Consider the following 20,758-nt stretch of genomic DNA (forward strand, 5'->3'; position numbering starts at 1 on the left):
AATGCGCTCAGATAAATAAATTATTTTGCCAAGAATTGCAGTCAAGATAAATAAATCTTAAAAATTTCATAAGTTGTATGAAAAGTTTCCCTATTTTGAGGTTATATTAGAGTGACCATGCATGCTAAATTTTAATGATAATTTATGCGAATACTTATCACTGGGGCAAATGGCTTTATTGGGGGATATTTGGTTGCCCATCTTTTAAAAGGCGGCCATCAAGTTGTATGTTGTGTTCGCGCTGTTTGTCAAACGCAATTACGATTTCCATTAGCCACGGTGATATCTTGTGATTTCAATCGTGATACTCATATCTCGGATTGGTTACCTCGCCTTGCGAATATTGATGTTGTAATCAATTGTGCGGGTGTTTTGACTGCTTCCCGACAGCAAAATATTCATCATATTCATTATCAAACACCTGTTGCATTATTTAAAGCTTGTGAACAATTGCAGATAAAACGCGTGCTTCAGATATCGGCTCTGGGAGTGGTTGATGGGCCTGAGATTGATTACGTTATTACCAAACGCAAAGCCGATGAGGCGTTGTTGAATATGAGCGTATCGGCTTGTGTTTTAAGACCATCTTTAGTATATGCAAGTGGTGCTTACGGCGGCACTTCTTTATTACGTGCCTTGGCTGCTCTTCCCTATGCAATTCCTTTGATAGGTTCTGGGCAATTTCGCTTTCAACCCATTGCCATGTTTGATTTGGTTCGAGTAATTGAGCATTTTTTAGAGCAAGATTACCATGGTGTTATTGATGTGGTCGGGCCCAAAACCGCAACGGTTAAATCAATTCTGCTTTCGTTTCGTCAATGGCTGGGGTTGCCTTTTGCAAAAACCTACGCAATTCCTCATTGGCTCATTAAGCTGTTCGTCATGTTTGGTAATGTCTTTTCTTCAGGCCCGCTGAATTCAGTTTCTTATCAAATGATATTGAAAGAAAACATGAGTGATTATAAGGCATTACGCGCATTGCTTAATTTTGATTTAACTCCATTTCCGGAAGGCCTTAATTTTTACCCAAGCCAGACTCAAGATAGATGGTATGCTAGATTATATTTCTTACAACCCGCTCTGACGATCAGTTTGTTTTTACTTTGGTTTTTTTCCGGGATAATTCCTTTGCTAACTAATCAGCAAGCAGCAGAACAACTGTTGCATCATCTTGGGTTCCCTTCCGCGATGGTTTCTGTTGTAAGAGTTATCAGTTGTTTTTGGGATGTTTTTCTTGCCATAGGCATGGTAATGACTCGTCAAAAATGGTTTTTTGGTATACTGCAGCTGTTAACCATTGGTGCTTATACTATGGTGGCGACTGTGGGAGCCTTTGGTTTATGGCTCGATCCTCTGGGGCCTTTATTAAAAAATATTCCGATTTTAGTTGCCGTACTAATTTGGATGGGAATGACTGATGAGCGTTAAGAGAAAGAAATCATGCTTTATTTCATTTTAAAATATGTTCATATTATTAGTTCCACGTTAATTTTCGGCACAGGATTAGGCAGCGCTTTTTATATGTGGCGAGCTAATCAAAGCAAGAATTTACAGGCCATGCAGTTTGCGGCAAGGAATGTGGTCATTGCGGATTGGGTATTTACTACGCCTGCTATCATCATTCAACCCATTACGGGTCTTTGGTTAATGCATATTCTTCATTATCCGTTCACCAGTAAGTGGATCATGTGGTCATTAGGGCTTTATGTTTTTGCTGGAGTTTGTTGGTTGCCAGTGGTCTGGCTGCAAATTAAAATGCATCAATTATTAATCATGCCTGAAGTGGCTGAGTCGATTGGGTTATCCAAACGTTATGTGACTTATGAGCGTCTTTGGTTTTATCTAGGTTGGCCAGCATTTATTGCGGTATTGATTATTTTTTATTTGATGATTTTTAAACCAATATAAGCGTATCGTAACTCCCCACGTCATCCCGAGTGCAGCGAGGGATCTGCCTGCAGTGGCACAATTTTTAAAGTAGCGATGGATACAAATCGTTCCATTCAGGATTCAATGCATTAATCAAATCATGCTTCTTTTTTCAAGACCACCCTTTGATTTGTTTTTCTCGCTCAATAGCCATGACGATGCCTGAACAAACTTCAAAATAAACCAGTCGATCCACATTGTATTTTTGGGTAAATCCAGCCACCAGTTTATTTTTGTGTTCATAAACACGGCGTATCAAATCATTGGTAACACCGGTATACAAAACATTATTGTGTTTATTGGTCAGAAGGTAAACGCAAGACTCCGTATGCATATACTATTCCTTGCTCTGTTGGACTGTATTGTTATCTCAGATTCCTGATAACACAGGGATAGTACCAGAAAATATAGATTGGATGGAACTGATAATGCTTAATCCTTGTTTATGGATCGTACTGATAAATCCTCGGATACGAGCAAATTGTTCAGCGCCTTGAGCGGTCCGAAAACCACCGGATATTTTTTGTTTGCATTTCATCATTCGTAAATCACGCTCAGCATCATTATTGGTAAATGGAACTGCCAGATCATGAAGAAACCGTAAAACGTCTTGTTTGTAATGAAATAAACGCCACAAGAGGTTGTGACCTGTCCGTCAAGGTTGTCGACCCTGTTGGCCTTTGCATGGCAATGGCGGCAGCGTTTCATGATACGCCAGCCCATCTCGAATAATCTTCTTGTAGATGTTGGTCAACCGCTTGATGCGAGCAACAGGTATTGCATGATGTGCATTAAAATGACGACAGCGAAGAGCAACACGTAATAGTCGGGTCATAGCCTGTGCCCATGGTTCTTTGTCATGCTCGGTTATTGCTTTTAATTCACGCAAGTGATGCTGGTTGCATAGGGCATGCTCCACACCTCCCAAATTGTAATAACTTTTCCAGTGATCATGAATGACGGTACCTGAAAGGCCATCCAGTAATGATTTTCGTTTTGGAGATATGTGATAATAAGTTGCCGTTTTAGTCGATGCCACATGCAACCATTGTGTTTTTCCGGCCACACGAAACCCTGTTTCATCCAGGTTTTTTACGGCAGCAGTTTTGACTGCAGACAATACCGATTCTTCAAATGATGCCAATGTATCAAAGGCAATCCGGTTATATCCAGTCCGTGTTGCAGTAGCCAGTTGAATTCCGTACAGGTCATAAAACAACTGTTGCAGCCTGTCTTCTGGAATAAAATGCTGATATTGATAATACACGCTCCAACTACGAATAACTTCACCGTATTGGACAGGGGCAAGAACACCTGCAGGAAATGCTGCTGTTATCGTTTTATTACAGCACTCGCAATATTTTACTTCAGCCTGATGTTCCGTGACTTCAATTTTGGGTAGTGGAATATCAAAAACCTGGCGCTTCACAATTCCAATCACCGGCGTTGAAACTAATGAACCATAACAATCCGGGCATGTTAGCAATACATGGTTTTTGACAATATCTGGTGATTTAATCTGTTTTAACGTTTCGCCCTTGTGGCCTTTTGGGCCACCACTGTTACGTTTCCCATTTTCACGTAGTGATGTCGTATGGGGTAGTTTGCCTAACCCGTCACTTGACGGGGGGCTTTGAGCTGTTGCTGCTATTCTTGTTCAGTCGTTTTTCCAGCTCTGCTATTCATGCAGCTATTTGATCATAACCGCATAATTTTTCAAGTGTTTTTTACATTAATTTAATACCTGCCAGTTGCTGGAGATCCCTCGCTGCACTCGGGATGACGTGGGGAGTTACAGCGTATCTTCAAAACATTTGCGCCTACTTTAAAATAAAAGAATCAGGTTAGGCATGAATGCCTTTATTGGCTAATAATTCAGTGATCATATCGCCTATCAATCGAAACTCCTGTTGGCGGACAGAAGATTTTCTCCAGGCAATCCCAATTTCTCTATAGGCTTGTTCTGCTGTTGGAGTGAGTGCTACCAAATTGGTTTTTAATAAAATACCACTTTGGATTGCCAACTGCGATAAAAACGTGACACCTAATTTATGGTTGACCATTTCAGTTAAGGTGTGCAGGCTGGTGGCAAAGAAGGGATTGATTTTTTTCTTATCTCTTAACTGACATGCCATCAATGCGTGGTTCGTCATGCAATGTTCGCGCTCCAACAAAAAAACGCTTTCATCTGGCCACTGGTGCATGTCTTTTGTAAACCCTTTTGTTAACCAGTCGTGATGTAATACCAGTTTAAACGGATCACGAGCAAGTACTCTAGTATGAAATTGGTTTGTTTCATAAGGTAAAGCAAGGATAACCAAATCCAAATAGCCTTTAGTCAAGGCATCCAGGGCATTTTCTGTGGTGTCCTCTCTTAATAGCATCTGGATTTCAGGATATCGTTTTTTGGTTAAAGTCATTAAATCACTTAAGATAAATGGCGCAATGGTGGGAATGCATCCTAAGCGCATAATGCCTTTCATCGGTTGGCCATGATAACGGGCATGTTCAACCAAAGTTGCATAATCTTGTATTATCTTTCGACCTGTTCGTACAATTTCATGTCCTAACGGTGTGAAAATAAACGTTTTATGATCACGCTCCAATAATTGCGCTTGCAGTTGTTCTTCTAAATTAGTGATTGCAGCACTTAAAGTAGATTGGCTGATAAAACAAGATTCAGCAGCTTGTCCAAAGTGTTGATGATCATAAAGAGCAATTAGATATTGCAAATGACGGATGCTTGGAAGTTTTATCATCGATTTTTCTATTAAAATTACCTATTTTATTCATTTTAAATAATCAAGAACCAATCGTAAACTTATCATGATGAAATAACAATTTAGGAGAAGATTATGCTTACTGTTGGCCAAAAATTACCGGAATTTAGCCTTATCGTTGTCAAGCCCGGGTTTAATCATCATGAAGAAAATGGGGTGAGTGCTTTTGAAAAATTTAATGAAAACAGTTTTCCAGGACAATGGAAAGTTATTTTTTCTATCCTAAGGATTTTACCTTTGTGTGTCCGACTGAAATCGTTGAATTTGCCAAGTTACAAGGTGAGTTTGCTGACAGAGATGCTGTAATTCTAGGGGGCAGTACGGATAATGAATTTGTAAAATTGGCCTGGCGACGAGAGCATAAGGATTTAGCTGGATTAAATCAGTATAGTTTTGCAGACACTCAAGGACAACTTACTGATGCGTTAGGCATACGTGATTTAACCGAAGGAGTTGCTTTACGGGCAACGTTTATTATTGACCCTAATAATATCATTCAGCATGTCAGTGTTAACGCCTTGAATGTTGGTCGTAATCCACAAGAAATATTGCGAATTCTTGATGCATTGCAAACCAACGAATTATGCCCATGTAATCGACCATTAGGTGGTGAGACACTTTAATTTAAAAATAAATGCAAGGAGATATCATGGCGATTGAACCATTGAAAAATTCTCTTCCGGATTTTGCAAAAGATATTCGGTTGAATGTGAGCGCCTTATTTAATAATTACGCTCAATCCGGATTGACGGCAGAGCAATTTTATGGAGTGGCATTGGCCGTTGCTTTCAGTTTGAATAACCAGCTTATGGTTGCCGCTATTAAGGAAGAAGGTGGCAGCCATTGTCATCAAGCATTGGAAGAAGCCGCAAAAATTGCGGCAACGTTGATGGCAATGAATAATGTGTATTATCGCTTTATCCATCTTGTCAGTGATAAGGAGTTTGCCAGCATGCCGGCGCAATTACGGATGAATGGGTTGCAGTCACATGGCATGGCAAAAGCTGATTTTGAACTGCTTGCTTTAGCCGTTTCAGCGATTAATGGTTGTGGTTTATGTATGGATTCGCATGTAAAACAACTAATGTCTCATGGTTTAACCAAATCAGCGATTCAAACATCTATTCGTATGGCTGCCGTATTAAAAGCAATGGATCAAGCTTTGGCGATTGAAAAAATCAAATAAATCTTGCAATGTTTTCTTTTTATCTACCCCCCCTTATTTTTAAGGGGGTTAATGCAACTATCCCCCTTAGGAAGGGGTTGGCATGTCATCTGCTGCGTCGACAATGTCTGCAATTTTCAGGGTAGAATCCATGGATTTTAATACAGAGCTTAGGCGGTCGGGATTACTCAGATTGGCAACAATTTTAAGGGCCTCCCGTTTTGAAAGAATCACTTTATTGACTTCTTCTCCATTTAATAAGACCATTAAATGATAATCGGAATGATTACTTCTTTTAATAGTAAAAAATAAATTTCCTTTCACATGATAGCTTTTTTCCTCTTCCTTTTGTGGCCGGAAAAAAAATAAATTCGCTGTTCTAAATGATGATAAAGCATGACGTTTTAAAGAATCATCTGATGTGTGCATTTCTTTGGTAGCGTTTGGTGCACCACAATTTATTTTTTCATACTCATAGCCATATTCTGTACAATGTGGGTGGAAATCATAAAATTCCCCAAAGACCAGAATGACTTCATGGCAAGATTCTTTTTGCGCAATGACCTCTTGAAGACAAGCAATGGCTTCTTCTTCCCTGGGTTTAATGATGGTAAGACTGTCACCACTGGTTGCTGTTTTATTGATTTCTTCTAATTTTTCAGGACGAATGGCGCGGTGGATTTGGGTTAATTCACCTAGATAATGAAGGGTTCTGACGGAACCAATTTGATATAAAAATTCTCGCTGCATTTTATTGAGTTCAGTCGCTTGGCGCGGCAGTGCCTCAGGAAAAATGGTTTGAACCACTCGATTCATGGGACCTGTATAATGTTCAGACGTGTATTCCAAGCCTTCCAGCAATACAGGACTATCAAGGTGATATCGTAAATATTTGGCAATTTCAAGTTGATTTTGTAAAAACTTTTGAACATAGTTATCAGTTGGACCGTACTCGAACGGTAATTTATGAAGTTGGCCAAGATGTATTACCTTCATGCGGAAGCTCGAAATCCTTTCATTTTTACATTATAGACTACAAATTGTACAATAAGCGCGCTGTTTATGCCCGATCGGAAAGTTTCTTCGTGTTCATTTGGAAAAAAGCCTATAGGAATAGGAAGACAACGCATTGAGGCAAGTGGGGTTTTAAAATACATCTCAGCTGAATTCAGAAAAATCGCAGGCAGCAAACGATTGAATTTTATAAAAATGATCTTCCTAAACAGGCTGGAATGGTGGGCATAATCATGATTATAATAGCAATAGGACAGTATTTATTTAGCATAGGAAGTGCTTATCATGACCGTACAAAAACATAAGTTTAGTGTGTTGACAACAAAACTCTTGCATTTAATGTTGAACGCATGGCTGATTGCTCTTAAAGCTATTGCAACGTTTGCCTCAGACAGTCGGATTTCTTCAACATATCAGGAAGTAAAAGACTCTCAATCGCAAAAATAATGAGCAGTGTTTTTAATTAATTGCATGTCTTTCTGTAAATCACTTAAGGTTTGGATTTCCTTAATTGATTTTCCTTTCGGCGAAACACAATTGTTTTGTGTGGATTTCAAGCGGCAGGTACTCGCGGAGATCGCCTGTTAAGAGGAGAAGATAAAATAAAAATGTTTGGTCAGATGGTTCCAATTCGTGCAGAGATAGTACGTTTGCAAAATACATCAGCACATGCAGATTATGAAGAGATATTGGCATGGTTAGGTGGTGTAAAGCAAGTGCCAAAGAAATTATTTATCACCTATGGAGAAAATGACGCATCCGCAGCACTTAAGGAAAAAATTGAAAAACGATATGGCTGGCATTGTTATGTTCCAAGTTATCTTGATGACGAACTCTTAGATTAGAAAAAGTCAACCAAGAATGGAGATAAGACGATTGCTATGAACATTACATTTATTGGCCTTGGAAAAATGGGAACGGCGGTATTTATGACATTATCCGTCAGCAAGCGGGCCCTTACATAATGGCCACGCTGGCTGAAGAAGCACACGTGGCCCGAAATGGATAACATGCTTCAATGGGGCATTAGATAAAGTCAGTGACATTCTACGAATGGCCTGCGTTTATACTTTTTTCACAAATTGGGATTTTAATTTCATGGGGCCAATGCCGTCAATTTTGCAATCAATATCATGATCGCCGCCGACCAGTTTAATATTTCTGACTTTGGTTCCCACTTTAATGATAGATGAGGAACCTTTTACTTTTAAATCTTTGATGATTTGGACCGTATCACCATCCTGAAGTACCGTACCATGGGCATCTTTAATCACATCCTCCGCCGTCTGAGATTCTGTAATGGTGTCTTTAGTCCATTCATGGGCGCATTCGGGGCAAATAAAAAGGTCGTTATCTTCATAAGTATAGACAGAACCACACTGGGGACATGCCGGCATCGAATTCATGGGTTTTTCTCCTTTAAACGGGGGGATTAACTAAGTGACAAATATGTTGCAAGACGGATTGACCCAAAACCGATAAAGCATATCCACCTTCCAGCACAGAAATAAGATGCCCTGGGCAATGTTTATCAGCGAGCTGTTTTATTTTTTCGTTATCCAGACATAGTCATCGTCTTCTAACTGAAAATTGGCCATTATATCTTGGCGATGACCGTCAAATCCTGCGGAAATAAATATCATTTGAGGCTTAAAGGCATCGATCTTTCCTAGCCATTGCTTTTCTATTTGCTTGCGAAATTGTTTTCCTTCGGTACCTGCAGGTAATGGAGTATGAATGATATGATCCTGCTTGGTTAATAATTCATGATGAGGATAAAAAGGATATTGAAACGATGAACAAAGCAATATGTGTTCATTATTTTGAAAAATATTTTCTGTTCCATTGCCATGATGAACGTCAAAATCAATAATGGCTATGCGTTTTAAATCATAGCGCGCTAAAGCATAGGCTGCGCCAACAGCAATGTTATTGAAAAAACAAAACCCCATGGCTTGGGATTTTTCAGCGTGATGTCCTGGAGGCCGAACATTACAAAACGCGGCTTCACACGTTTTATTCATAACCAAATCAACGGCTAGGATGACGCTGCCCGCGGCCCGTAAGGCAGCCTGTAAAGTATGCTGATTCATCCAGGTATCTGGGTCAAGTGGTATGATTTTTTCGCCTGGATTTATATTAAAAAGGTAATCAATATATTGTTTATCGTGCACACGTAATAAATCTTCTTTTTTAGCCAATGGAGCATTGTAATAATGAATTTTTTCTTCAAGCTGAGAGTGTTTGACAGCATCGGCTATCACCTTGAGACGCTCTGGGCATTCAGGATGCGATGCTCCCATATCATGCAGAAGACAATCGCGATGAGAGATGAATGCTAACATGAAGTAATCCGATGGATGTTTTTAGCCATTGGGCGTTGTCCATAGCAAAATACTTTTATGATAATCCTTGTTGATAAGGAATACCATGTGGATTTATCGTGGTATTTACGAAAACGCTAGGCTTTGCTCTCTCTTGGGTCATAGTGCTTATTGTGGAACAAAAGCAGCTCCTGCTGCCATTATTTTTTCGGAAGGTTGGTCTGGGGCACCTGCTGTTTTTACTGGAGAGGCGAAGACCAGTAGACCAGAAGCGGCCGCTGAACGTATACTTGGCATCGTTTCACTGTGTGCAAATTCTAAGACATGGCGAGCATGCTCACTCATTTTTTCAGTCCAAAGTGAATCATTGGTACTTAATTGATCCCTTGCCGCCAGAATATTTGGTACAAGCTGCATTCGTAATTCGCCTACCGTAGGATAATAACCGGCGGAGCTTGCTGATAATTCTTCGTGTAATTTTTGTGCTATTTCCAGTTGCCGACGAAGCCGTTCTATTCTTTCTTCTATAAGCTCAAGCGGACGCGCGATGAGCGCACGTTGCTGCGCTTTTAATCGTAATAATTCCGGCGTGACAAAATCCGTGGCAGAAATTTTGTCTTCCATGTCAATATCGGGATATTTTCTGAACGCCTCTTCCTCGGATATCTGGATCATATCGAGGATGGTTTGGCGATAGGCTGGGTCAATTCTGCCCGTTCCTTGTATAGGAGTATAGGGGGAAACGTCGCTTCCGGCATAATGATTCAGGCGCAGGGTTACATTGGCAGGCAGCAATTCTGGATAAGTATTAAAAAATTGTTGTAAATATTCCAGCAAGTCATCACCTTCTGCACGACATCCCTTACCTTTATCATCATAAAAATCAAATACAATCGATTCATCAGAATACTGGTTTGCCATTTTATGGATTTGAGCATATAAGATGATAAGTTTGCTTGCATCAAATACCCAGGCGCTATGTTCGCCAGTATAATCTTTATCTATGGCACGGGCGTAGGACATTCCATCAGGCAGCTTGCCGCAAATATCCGCAAGTAATAGAGGATCAAAATCGACGCCAAGATAGTCGCATATATGCTTTATCTCAGGGAAGCAGGAGCCTTTAAAATCGGTCGTGCAAAATTCGTCGATTTCAAGGGATTGACGGTTTGAGCCGATGAATGCAGTGACATGACTAAAGAGTTGATTTTCAGCTTTTATTTTTTCCAAAAAAGCCCGATTATGAGCGATGATGTTTTTGTCATCAGAAGCAGCTTCGCAATAAGCTTCATTGAAAAGACAACCGTCAAAATCAAACGATAGTACACGTACAGCCATAAATATCCTTGTGGTTCGGAAAAAAATTGCCGGCCAAGAGTCTAAACGTATACTATTTTTTGAGCAAGTATTATTAAGTTTTCATCTAAAATTTTTTTAGCGAATACAAGAAAAAATCACTATCAAAATAAGCTGCTGCATTACGTGGTATTATGAAAAATGCAGCGCTTTTGAAAATTTTTTTACTTTTTTAATTGATGGAGCGTACAGCATCAAATTCTTCTTCCAGATCAAAATCATAAGGTGGATATAATCCTGAGGACGAAGCATTGTAATTGGAATAAAATAAGCGAGCGCTGGATGCATTTTCTTCATTTATTTTTTCTGATTCCGGTTCTTTGTATTGATTTTGGTTTAACATGGTGACTCCCTTTTATTTGTCTGTCTTTTTTCTCTCTGTTTCTAAGCATAGTGCAAAAAATAAAAATTGCATCAATTGATGAACATAAAAAAATTCCATTAATAAAAACAATACTGGCATGCTTGCTCTGACTGACCTATAGTTATTAAAAGCCAATGAACTTCACAAATGGAAAAAAATCAAACAATTACTCTCTGGTAAGACAGTGGCGATTGTTATTGGTATATAATATTTATCGCCTGGGGAGCATTATTGCCTTATTTGGGGTATTCTGGCTGGATGCTTATCATCGTTCAGATTGGACCGTTTATATTGGGTCACTAACGGCTTATTTTATTTTTGGATTAGTTTTCTTTATCTATGGTATCAACGGTTTCCCCATTTTGAACAACAGGTACTTTGGTCTGGAACCATTGATATTATTGTCGTAGTCTTTTTAATTAATAAGATTGGATACATTGAATCAGCGCTTGGGATTCTATTATATGCCTATATTGCTGTTTTAAGCATCCTTGCTCCTGGTCGTCTGGCTATCTATTTTGCAGCGATTGCCAGTTGTTTGTTATTAGCAATTAGCATAGCTGCCTATGTCCATGGTAATCAGAACGATTTGAGTGGTTTTTTTTCCACCGGAATTTATGGCGCAGGTTTTTTTGCTACGGCCCTGACGGCTTGGTATTTGGCAAGTCTTATTCGCAGCAGCGAACATTTGGCCCAAGATCGTGCCAAAGAACTGGCTAGTATGCATCGATTAAATGAATACATTGTCGAACGTTTGCAATATGGCGTGATTTATGTAGATTCTAATCGGCAAATTAAAGTGATTAATAAGGCTGCGCGCCAATTTTTAAATCTTGCCTTCCAACAAAATCATTCTACCTTAGAGGAAGTTTCTCTGCCTTTATATAAAAAATATCTGCAATTTTTATCTCAAAAACAGGCAAACGAACAGTCTGCTCAAGCAACGATTGATAAACCTTATTTGCAGGTGCATTTTTTTTCTGCTTCCGATGCTGAGAAAACAGCGGTTTTAATTATTATTGACGATATGATGAATATTGCCCAGCAGGCGCAACAATTAAAACTGGCATCGCTGGGACGTTTTTCTGCAAGTATTGCTCATGAATTGCGTAATCCTTTGGGGGCTATTTCTCATGCAATTCAATTGTTAGGAGAGGAGGAATATTTAAATGAGGAGGATAGTCGGTTAAAACAGCTTATCCTTAAGAATTGTGAGCGCATGAACCAGGTCATAAAAAACGTTTTACAAATGTCCAGAAGGCAGCAATCTTCACCTGAAGCTATAGATTTGACTTCATTTCTTCAGCAGTTCAAGCACGAATTTTGCCTCATTAATCAGTGCAATATTACGATTAATTTACCGCTTAATAAGGCTAGAAAAGTAGTTTTTGACAAGAGTCAACTCGAGCAAGTGTTAATTATTCTTTGCGATAATGCTATGCAACATGGACGAGATAGCACAGGCGAAGTCAATATAACGATTGCTGTTGAAGAACACGTTCGGCACATGCTGCTTACTCTATGCGATACAGGACCAGGCATCACAAAAGAAATACGTAATAATATTTTTGACCCTTTTTTTAGTACGCTAAGAAGTGGAAATGGTATGGGATTATTTATTGCCAAGGATCTTTGTGAAATAAACCAGGCACGTCTTAATTTTGTTGAAAGTAAACAGGGATGCTGTTTTAGTATTAATTTCAATTATGGCAATGAGATAAAATTATGAGCAATGAAAAAGTGCTCGTCATTGATGACGAGCCTGATATTCGTGAATTGCTATCCCTCACATTAAAACGCATGGGGTTATCCTGTGATATTGCCGCAGGATTTGAAGAGGGCATTACCTGCATAAAAAACAATGAATATTTTCTGGTATTAACGGACATGCGTCTTCCCGATGGAGATGGGTATGAGATCGTTCGTTATATACAAAAACAATCTCCTCAACTGCCAGTGGCAGTGATTACAGCTTATGGGAATGTGGAGGGTGCTGTGAACACCTTAAAAGCGGGCGCTTTTGATTATGTTTCCAAACCGGTCGATTTAACCATGCTTAAATCTCTCGTTAATACGGCATTACGAATGTATCAGCGGCCGGAAACACCGGATGAATTACTCTTAGGCAAGAGTGAGATCATGCAAACATTACGGCAAAATATTCGTAAGTTAGCACGTAGCCAGGCTCCAGTGTTTATTCAGGGTGAATCAGGCGTCGGCAAGGAATTGGTTGCTCGCCTTATTCATGCGTATGGTCCAAGAAATGAAAAGCCGTTTATTGCAATCAATTGTGGCGCAATCCCAAGTGAATTAATGGAGTCTGAGTTTTTTGGACATAAAAAAGGAAGTTTTACAGGTGCCTTTAATGATAAACAGGGATTATTTGTAGCGGCGGCTGGAGGTACTTTATTTCTTGATGAAGTGGCGGAGTTACCCTTAGCCATGCAAGTGAAACTATTACGTGCGATTCAGGAAAAAGCCGTCAAACCTGTCGGTGCATTAAATGAAATCCCTGTGGATGTCCGTATTTTAAGTGCAAGCAATAAAAATCTACAGGACGAGATTGCTGCCGGTCGATTTCGGCAAGAATTATATTATCGAATTAATGTGATTGAGTTGCATGTTCCCGCTTTACAGGAACGAGCTTCTGATATTCCTTTGCTCGCGGATAATATTTTACAAAAACTTGCCAAAGAGCAAGAACAAAAACCGCCAGTATTATCAAAAGCAGCTTTACAAGCATTGCAAGCATACTCTTTCCCAGGAAATGTACGTGAGCTTGAAAATATATTAGAACGTGCTATGACGTTGTGTAATGGGAAGACGATTGATGTCACCGATTTACAGCTTTCGCAAACACAGCAACGCATGTTGCACACGCCAACTGAAACGCTGAATCTTGAGAAAGCATTGCAAGCACATGAAAAAGAATTAATTTTGCATGCCTTAGAAAAAACAAAATGGAATCGTACGGCAGCCGCAAGATTACTGGGAGTCAGTTTTCGCACGTTGCGTTATCGATTAAAAAAGCTGGGACTTGATTAGAGTTCGTTGATTATTGCTCTATAAAAACGGTGAGATTTTTTTATTTTGATATGGGCTTACTGTTCGCTAAGAAACTTGATTTCTTCAATTTTGGCAGTAATTCTTGCGCTTAATAAATGGTCTTTTGTCGATAACTTCTCAGCCAATTTTAACTGCTTCATTGCACTGTGGCGATGGCCTTGCATTAATTCGCATTGTGCTTGAGTAAAATAGGCGTAATCTTTGCGATGAGCGGCTGCTTGTGCTTGAGCGAGTAACTGACAAAGTGGTAAATCTTCCTTAAACACGCGGCTGCCTTTAAGTAAAAGACTTGCTGCTTGTTCAGCCTTGTTGGCGTTTAGCAAACCTTGCCCGTAGCTTATGAGTGCGGCGTAATTATCGGGATAATTGGCTTGTAATTCACTGAGTCTTGTTAACGCATCGGCGTACTGATGACAGCCAAGTTCGGCTTGAGCCATCGCAATTTCAAAAAATAAATTATCATGATCACGGCTGACCAAAGAATTTAATTTTCCTTGGCTTTTTCGTATTGATTGATATTCAGGAGGGCTAGAGCATTTCCATATTGACAGGCTTTTTCTGTGTTATTTTTTTGACATTGCTGTTGATAGTAATCCAGTAATTGCTTATTGTCTCCGGCGACAGAGGTTCTGACTAACTCCTTAAATAAGCGGTAATCCATGCTATTATCGGCGTAATGCTTTTTGGCCAAAGGCAGGCTGCGGTTTTCTGCTTCAGCGATTCGGTCGTCATCTAACGGGTGGGTACGTAAAATAGCCGGAATATTGGCTGTATAATAATAACGTGAATTTTGCTGCATTTTTTTAAAAAATCCTGCCATACCTCGGGGATCAAGTCCTGATTTTATAAGCATGCCAATGCCAATTCTATCGGCTTCTTTTTCATTAGCGCGCGTAAAATTAATATTATCCTGAGCAATCCCCGTAAGAGAAGCCATCAGTGCTCCGCTGCCGAGCGTGGGATTCACAATGCCAAGAGCTGCCGCGGCTAAAATGGAGGCGAGCATAGGGATGCGCATTTGTTCTTGGTGTTGAATAAGGCGATATAGATGGTGGAGGCGTACGTGCGCTATTTCATGGGCCATGACAGCGGCAAGTTCACTTTCATTTTCAGTGGCAAGAATAAGTTGTGAATTTATCCCGATATAACCGCCTGGCCCGGCAAATGCATTGATTTCATTCGATTTAACAATAAAAAAATAAGGAATGGGCAATTGGGAGCTACGTGCCAGGGTTTTACCCAAGTGGTTGATGTATTGGTTAGCTAAAGGGTTGCGTAATACACTGTCAGATTCGTTAATTTGCTGAATGAACTCCTTTTCCAATTCTTCCAATTCTGTTGTTGAATAAGGAGAGTAGGTTGCCCAGGTTGTCTGGTAAATAAATAATAGGCTCAGAAAAAAATAAAACATCGATTCAATTTTGCCATAAATATGCGTATTTTTTTAAAAACCATTGTAAATTGCTGGGCCTTTTTCGACAAGGTCATGAGTCTACTCAAAAATTGAATAATTTGTTATCATACATGCCCATTTTAAGGGTTTTTAACTATGCATAAACAGTTTCTGCTTGCAGCTCTCGAGCAAGCGCTTCATGGACGCGGGTTTTGTGCCCCTAATCCCAGCGTGGGAGCCGTTGCAGTACAAAATGGGACCATTATAGCACAAGCACGTCATCATGGTGCAGGAACGCCACATGCTGAACAATTATTATTAAACCAGTTGCCTGCAAATCTTACCGATATTACATTGTATGTAACGTTGGAACCGTGTAATCATTGGGGGCGAACGCCACCTTGTGTGGATGCCATTATAAATTATGGCGTTAAACGGGTTGTTTATGGATATTCAGACCCTAATCCAATTGTTGCGGCGAATGAAACACCCAAACGCTTACAAGAGAAAAATATAGAGGTTATCCATTATCCTTTGCCTGAAATTGATGAATTTTATTTAAGCTATCATCGGTGGATGGTCACAGGGTTGCCGTGGGTGACTGCGAAAATTGCTCAAACCCTTGACGGTAAAATCGCGGGTAAGGAAGGTAAACGAGTTTTGCTGTCAAATTCCCTATGTTCCGAATTTACTCATCAGAAACGTTTGCAAAGTGATGTTATTCTGACTACTGCTCGCACTATTAATCAGGATGATCCTTTATTGAATGTGCGTTTGTCTGATGGGCACATCAGTAAACCGATTGCGATTATTGATGGCAAAGGCATTTTAAATCCAAAGGCTAAACTGTTTGCTGCAGCGAAACAATGTCACATTTATTACAATAAACATCATCAAATCAATAAACATTGTCCTAATAGCTCTTATTATGGCATACCAACTCAACATGATGAAATTGATTTAATGGCCGTTATCAAGCATTTGGGTGAAATAGGGTATCATGATGTCTGGGTCGAGGCCGGGGGGCGCTTGTTCAGTGCATTGCATCGATTGGGTCTTGTTCAGCGAAGTTATATTTATATTGTGCCCAGTCTATTAGGGGAAAGCGCAACCACTGGTTATCCTAATGAAGATATTTTCACACGCGCAAAAACGGTAACATGGCAACCAATGGGAGATAATATGATAGTATCGCTCGAATGGCAGCGTGAGGAGGGGATGTGTTTACCGGCTTGATTGAACAGCAGGGCGCAGTGGTTGCTAATTTAACGAATGTAACTGGCCAGCGGTTATTAATTGACGCTCCTTTTGAACACTTGCAAGAGGGTGAAAGCATTGCTGTGAATGGGGTTTGTTTGACTTTATTACCTAAGTTTAAATCTCATCTTGCTTTTGACGTTTCTCCGGAAACGCTTGCACGAACAACGCTTGGCGCCCTTCGTGTTGGAGATGCAGTTAATCTTGAGCGCGCTATGACCGCCACCGCACGTTTTGGGGGGCATTACGTCAGTGGTCATGTGGATAGAACCATTCATTTGAATGCAGTCACTAATATTGGTGAATACATCGAAATGAACGTTGGCGAATTTAAGCCGGAGGAGATGCGATTTTTATTGCCCAAAGGCAGTATTACTCTGGACGGTGTCAGTTTGACTATTAATGCCATAGAAAATCGGGGCGTGAGTGTGTTATTGGTACCACATACTCTTGCGAACACAACGTTGGCAAAACGATGTGTAGGTGACTATTTGAATGTAGAGTTTGATTATTTGACCCGCGTTGTTGCTCATCAATTAAGTTTATTAACTCAATCATCTGCGATATTGTGAGCATATATTATAGCGTTTTATATCAAACTGACGTTACTTATATGAGGTTTTAAAATATGACAAATCCTTTTGCCACTATTGGCCAGGCGATTTCCGAGCTTCAAAATGGTCGCATGGTGATTTTAGTGGATGATGAACATCGTGAAAACGAGGGCGATCTTGTAATTGCTGCCAATTATGTTTCTGATGAGGCCATTAATTTTATGTCTCGATATGGACGTGGTTTGATTTGCTTGCCCATGGCAGATGAATTGGTCGATAAGCTAAATCTGCCGATGATGGCTCAAAATAATCGCTCCCCATTTGGTACTGCATTTACGGTGTCCATCGAAGCTGCTGACGGTGTATCCACTGGCATTTCTGCCAAAGATCGCGCACGCACCATTCAAGTTGCTATTGACCCAAACAGTGGCCCGGAAGATATTATTTCACCTGGACATGTTTTCCCTTTGCGTGCGCGTGCACGAGGTGTTTTGGAGCGGGCAGGCCAAACGGAGGGCAGCGTCGATTTAATGAAATTGGCAGGTCTTACGCCGGCTGCCGTTATTTGCGAAATCATCAATGACGATGGAACCATGAGTCGGCGAGATGAGTTGGCTGTGTTTTCTCAAAAACATGACATACCCATGATCACGATTAAAGATTTAATTCAATATCGCATTCGTCATGAGCAATTGGTCAAAGCCGTTGCAACCAGTCGGGTTCCACTGCATAAACATGGCGATTTTACCATGACTGTTTTTGAAAACTGGCTTGATGATGCCGAGCATTTTGCCTTGATTAAAGCTCCTTTGTTTAGTAATCAGGTTCCTTTAGTGCGTATTCATTCGGAGTGTATTACCGGAGATGTATTTGGTTCTTGTAAATGCGATTGTGGCTCTCAATTACAGCAATCATTGGCATTGATTGCGGCTGAAGGCGGTGTTTTGATTTATCTGCGACAAGAAGGCAGAGGAATAGGCCTGGCAAATAAATTAAAAGCTTATGCATTGCAGGAAAAGGGTTTTGACACCGTAGAAGCGAATTTACAGTTGGGTTTGCCCGTTGATAATCGTAATTACGCCATTGCATTTCAAATCTTGAAGTACCTTGGCATCGATGTCTTAAGGTTACTGACCAATAATCCGGCGAAAGTAGAGTCCATTGCCAATTATGGCATTAAAGTCAGTGAACGTATTCCCCTTGATATTAAGCCAACCAGTGAAAATCGAGCTTATTTAAAAACCAAAAAAGAAAAACTTGGCCATTTTTTAATGGTTGAATAGATTTGCAATCGCTAGCAATATCGATAAAAAGGAGTAGACGTGAGGTATATTAAAGGTATCTTAAATGAGCAAGGACAATCTTTTCCTATTGCCATTGTGGTTAGTTATTTTAATCAAGACATTACTCATGAACTCATGCAGGGTGCCGTAAAACGGCTTTTGGAGCGTGGTTTCAAAAAGAGGATATTACGGTGGTTGAAGTGCCTGGAGCTGTCGAAATTCCTCTTGTGGCTCAGCAGTTAGCGAAACACAAGCAAGGGAAAGTCATTATTGCATTAGGTGCGGTTATTCGTGGGGAAACAACCCATTATGATTATGTTTGCCAACAGGTCAGTCATGGTTGTCAGCAGGTTGCTTTGCAGCAAAATATTCCAGTAATATTTGGCGTGCTCACCACTGAAAACGAAGCACAAGCTTGGGATCGCCTTGGAGGAAATCACGGGCATAAAGGTATGGATGCCGCTGATGCAGCAATAACAATGTATTCTGTGCTACAACAGTTAGTTGAGTAGAAATCAACATAAGCGCGTATCTCCTGGTGTTATTTATATTCTTTATTTGGTAAAATAAGCACCCGTTTATATGCATTTTATCGTTCCGCTTATGCAGCGGATTACGCATGACAACGGGATTTTTTTTATGACACGTTATATTTTCGTTACCGGCGGGGTGGTTTCTTCTTTGGGGAAAGGAATTGCCGCTGCCTCACTTGCTGCCATTCTGGAAGCACGCAATCTCAAAGTGACTCTCATCAAGCTTGACCCATACATTAATGTTGATCCAGGCACCATGAGCCCTTTTCAACATGGTGAAGTTTTCGTAACTCAAGACGGGGCGGAAACTGATCTTGATCTTGGGCATTATGAGCGTTTTGTTCGTACTACCATGACTAAACTGAATAATTTTACTTCTGGAAAAATATACGAAAACGTAATTAAAAAAGAGCGCCGGGGTGATTATCTTGGCGGTACGGTCCAAGTGATTCCTCATATTACCAATGAGATAAAGCGTTGCATTAAACTGGGAGCAGATGGTTTTGATGTTGCGATGGTGGAAATTGGTGGAACGGTTGGTGATATCGAGTCTTTGCCCTTTCTTGAAGCGATCCGTCAAATGCGCATTGAACTGGGAAGCCAGCGTTCATTATTTATTCATTTGACGTTAGTTCCCTATATTCCAACATCAGGTGAAACCAAAACCAAACCAACACAGCACTCTGTGAAAGAATTGCGTTCCATAGGAATTCAACCCGATATTCTGATATGTCGCTCGGAGCAGCCTTTATCCATGCATGATCGAGCAAAGATAGCCTTATTTACCAATGTGGAAAAAGATGGTGTCATTCCGTTGCAAGATGCAAAAAGTATCTATCAAATACCAATGATTTTGCATGAACAAGGATTAGATGAAATCGTTGTAAAAAATTGGGTTTGGATGTTCCAGAAGCGGATCTTTCAGAATGGCAAAAAGTTATTGATGCTCAAGCTAAACAGTCCATGACGGTTAAGATCGCCATGGTGGGTAAATACACCGAATTGAATGATGCCTATAAGTCTTTAAATGAAGCATTGCTGCATGCCGGTATCCATACGCAAACCCGTGTTGAAATTGTATATATTGATGCGGAATTAATTGAAAAGCACGGTACTTCATTGTTATCAGGTCTTGATGCCATATTAATTCCTGGAGGGTTTGGCGAGCGAGGTGTTGAAGGCAAAATACACTCGGTGCAATTTGCTCGAGAAAATAACATTCCTTTCCTTGGTATTTGTCTTGGCATGCAAGTGGCGGTGATTGAATATGCGCGCCATATTGCAGGCTTATTAAAGGCTAACTCAACTGAATTTGATAAACATACCCCTTATCCGGTCATTGCTTTGATTAGTGAATGGATGGAAGCTGATGGTCGCATTCATACCAGAAATGAAAATAGTGATTTAGGTGGTACGATGCGTCTAGGTGCTCAGTTTTGTAATTTAGTGGAAGATTCATTAGCCAGGAAAGCCTATGGAAAAGCACAAATCATTGAACGCCATAGGCATCGATATGAAGTCAATAATTTATTTGTTGACTCGCTCGTGCAGCACGGGTTGATCATTTCCGGACGTTCAGGGGATGAAAATTTGGTTGAAATGATAGAACTTGCCGATCACCCTTGGTTTCTTGCCTGTCAGTTTCATCCTGAGTTTACATCGACTCCTCGAGACAGTCATCCTTTGTTTAAATCATTTGTGCTTGCGGCACGTGATTACCATCAAAAAAAGGAGGTTTAA

General features: G+C 40.2%; 18 protein-coding genes and 5 pseudogenes. 13 read left to right on the plus strand and 10 right to left on the minus strand.

What is annotated here, in order from left to right:
• Positions 1-144 precede the first annotated feature (144 nt).
• On the plus strand, positions 145-1,428 hold the full coding sequence (locus LOA_RS06330; protein ID WP_025385609.1) for an SDR family oxidoreductase: 1,284 nt from the start codon (positions 145-147) through the stop codon (positions 1,426-1,428).
• Positions 1,429-1,440: 12 nt separating this feature from the next.
• Positions 1,441-1,908, plus strand: coding sequence for a DUF2269 family protein (locus LOA_RS06335; RefSeq protein ID WP_025385610.1), 468 nt, complete (start codon positions 1,441-1,443; stop codon positions 1,906-1,908).
• Between the two features lie 133 nt (positions 1,909-2,041).
• Here LOA_RS06335 and LOA_RS06340 read toward each other — a convergent pair whose 3' ends face one another.
• From LOA_RS06340 to LOA_RS06355, 4 genes and pseudogenes are all read right to left on the minus strand, one after another.
• Positions 2,042-2,263: a GIY-YIG nuclease family protein gene (locus LOA_RS06340; RefSeq protein ID WP_042238781.1), complete on the minus strand. Its 222-nt coding sequence runs from the start codon at positions 2,261-2,263 to the stop codon at positions 2,042-2,044.
• A gap of 36 nt (positions 2,264-2,299) precedes the next feature.
• A pseudogene (locus tag LOA_RS14465) lies at positions 2,300-2,572 on the minus strand (IS66 family transposase); the annotation flags it as partial.
• Between the two features lie 12 nt (positions 2,573-2,584).
• Positions 2,585-3,580 (minus strand): IS66 family transposase, encoded by a 996-nt coding sequence (gene tnpC, locus LOA_RS06350; protein WP_118996644.1) that lies wholly within the window; start codon positions 3,578-3,580, stop codon positions 2,585-2,587.
• 193 nt (positions 3,581-3,773) lie between these two features.
• Entirely contained in the window at positions 3,774-4,688 is a 915-nt protein-coding gene (locus LOA_RS06355; protein WP_025385611.1) for a hydrogen peroxide-inducible genes activator, read from the minus strand.
• A gap of 96 nt (positions 4,689-4,784) precedes the next feature.
• On the opposite strand from LOA_RS06355, the pseudogene LOA_RS06360 reads away from it, so the two are divergent.
• Positions 4,785-5,332, plus strand: a pseudogene (locus LOA_RS06360) (peroxiredoxin).
• Between the two features lie 26 nt (positions 5,333-5,358).
• Positions 5,359-5,895: a carboxymuconolactone decarboxylase family protein gene (locus tag LOA_RS06365; RefSeq protein WP_025385612.1), complete on the plus strand. Its 537-nt coding sequence runs from the start codon at positions 5,359-5,361 to the stop codon at positions 5,893-5,895.
• 66 nt (positions 5,896-5,961) lie between these two features.
• Here LOA_RS06365 and LOA_RS06370 read toward each other — a convergent pair whose 3' ends face one another.
• Positions 5,962-6,870 (minus strand): hypothetical protein, encoded by a 909-nt coding sequence (locus tag LOA_RS06370; RefSeq protein WP_025385613.1) that lies wholly within the window; start codon positions 6,868-6,870, stop codon positions 5,962-5,964.
• A 303-nt stretch (positions 6,871-7,173) separates the two neighbouring features.
• Here LOA_RS06370 and LOA_RS14680 point away from each other — a divergent pair, with 303 nt between their 5' ends.
• Complete coding sequence (locus tag LOA_RS14680; RefSeq protein WP_155831635.1) at positions 7,174-7,335, plus strand: hypothetical protein; 162 nt, start codon at positions 7,174-7,176, stop codon at positions 7,333-7,335.
• Positions 7,336-7,430: 95 nt separating this feature from the next.
• A complete protein-coding gene (locus tag LOA_RS06380) occupies positions 7,431-7,733 on the plus strand; it encodes an MBL fold metallo-hydrolase RNA specificity domain-containing protein (protein ID WP_237758039.1) in 303 nt (100 codons plus the stop codon).
• 219 nt (positions 7,734-7,952) lie between these two features.
• Here the strand turns inward: LOA_RS06380 and LOA_RS06385 are convergent, their stop codons facing one another.
• The 4 genes from LOA_RS06385 to LOA_RS14685 form a co-directional block, all read right to left on the minus strand.
• Positions 7,953-8,294: a zinc ribbon domain-containing protein YjdM gene (locus LOA_RS06385; RefSeq protein ID WP_025385616.1), complete on the minus strand. Its 342-nt coding sequence runs from the start codon at positions 8,292-8,294 to the stop codon at positions 7,953-7,955.
• Between the two features lie 138 nt (positions 8,295-8,432).
• Positions 8,433-9,233, minus strand: a complete 801-nt coding sequence (locus LOA_RS06390) for a histone deacetylase family protein (protein ID WP_202961899.1) — start codon at positions 9,231-9,233, stop codon at positions 8,433-8,435.
• Positions 9,234-9,380: 147 nt separating this feature from the next.
• Positions 9,381-10,550 carry a hypothetical protein gene (locus LOA_RS13750; RefSeq protein WP_025385617.1) on the minus strand — a complete coding sequence of 390 codons (1,170 nt, stop codon included), beginning with the start codon at positions 10,548-10,550 and terminating at the stop codon, positions 9,381-9,383.
• Between the two features lie 190 nt (positions 10,551-10,740).
• The gene (locus LOA_RS14685) at positions 10,741-10,911 is read right to left on the minus strand and encodes a hypothetical protein (RefSeq protein ID WP_155831636.1); all 171 of its coding nucleotides are present in this window, start codon (positions 10,909-10,911) and stop codon (positions 10,741-10,743) included.
• Between the two features lie 298 nt (positions 10,912-11,209).
• Between LOA_RS14685 and LOA_RS06400 the strand changes: the two genes are divergently transcribed.
• Both LOA_RS06400 and LOA_RS06405 read left to right on the plus strand, forming a co-directional pair.
• Positions 11,210-12,661 carry a sensor histidine kinase gene (locus tag LOA_RS06400; RefSeq protein WP_238551355.1) on the plus strand — a complete coding sequence of 484 codons (1,452 nt, stop codon included), beginning with the start codon at positions 11,210-11,212 and terminating at the stop codon, positions 12,659-12,661.
• Positions 12,658-13,977 (plus strand): sigma-54-dependent transcriptional regulator, encoded by a 1,320-nt coding sequence (locus LOA_RS06405; protein ID WP_025385618.1) that lies wholly within the window; start codon positions 12,658-12,660, stop codon positions 13,975-13,977. The genes LOA_RS06400 and LOA_RS06405 overlap by 4 nt, the downstream gene beginning before the upstream one ends.
• Positions 13,978-14,033: 56 nt before the next feature.
• On the opposite strand, the pseudogene LOA_RS06410 reads toward LOA_RS06405, so the two are convergent.
• A pseudogene (locus LOA_RS06410) lies at positions 14,034-15,409 on the minus strand (M48 family metalloprotease).
• A gap of 138 nt (positions 15,410-15,547) precedes the next feature.
• On the opposite strand from LOA_RS06410, the gene ribD reads away from it, so the two are divergent.
• The 5 genes and pseudogenes from ribD to LOA_RS06435 all read left to right on the plus strand — a co-directional run bounded on the left by ribD (position 15,548) and on the right by LOA_RS06435 (position 20,758).
• Entirely contained in the window at positions 15,548-16,627 is a 1,080-nt protein-coding gene (gene ribD, locus LOA_RS06415) for a bifunctional diaminohydroxyphosphoribosylaminopyrimidine deaminase/5-amino-6-(5-phosphoribosylamino)uracil reductase RibD (RefSeq protein WP_025385619.1), read from the plus strand.
• Positions 16,612-17,220, plus strand: coding sequence for a riboflavin synthase (locus tag LOA_RS06420; RefSeq protein ID WP_025385620.1), 609 nt, complete (start codon positions 16,612-16,614; stop codon positions 17,218-17,220). The genes ribD and LOA_RS06420 overlap by 16 nt, the downstream gene beginning before the upstream one ends.
• A 56-nt stretch (positions 17,221-17,276) precedes the next feature.
• Complete coding sequence (locus tag LOA_RS06425; protein WP_025385621.1) at positions 17,277-18,485, plus strand: bifunctional 3,4-dihydroxy-2-butanone-4-phosphate synthase/GTP cyclohydrolase II; 1,209 nt, start codon at positions 17,277-17,279, stop codon at positions 18,483-18,485.
• Positions 18,486-18,524: 39 nt separating this feature from the next.
• Positions 18,525-18,997 (plus strand): annotated as a pseudogene (gene ribH, locus LOA_RS06430) (6,7-dimethyl-8-ribityllumazine synthase).
• A gap of 127 nt (positions 18,998-19,124) precedes the next feature.
• Positions 19,125-20,758, plus strand: a pseudogene (locus LOA_RS06435) (CTP synthase).

Origin of the sequence: Legionella oakridgensis ATCC 33761 = DSM 21215, assembly GCF_000512355.1 — a bacterium.
In the GTDB taxonomy this organism is placed as follows: Bacteria; Pseudomonadota; Gammaproteobacteria; order Legionellales; family Legionellaceae; genus Legionella_A; species Legionella_A oakridgensis.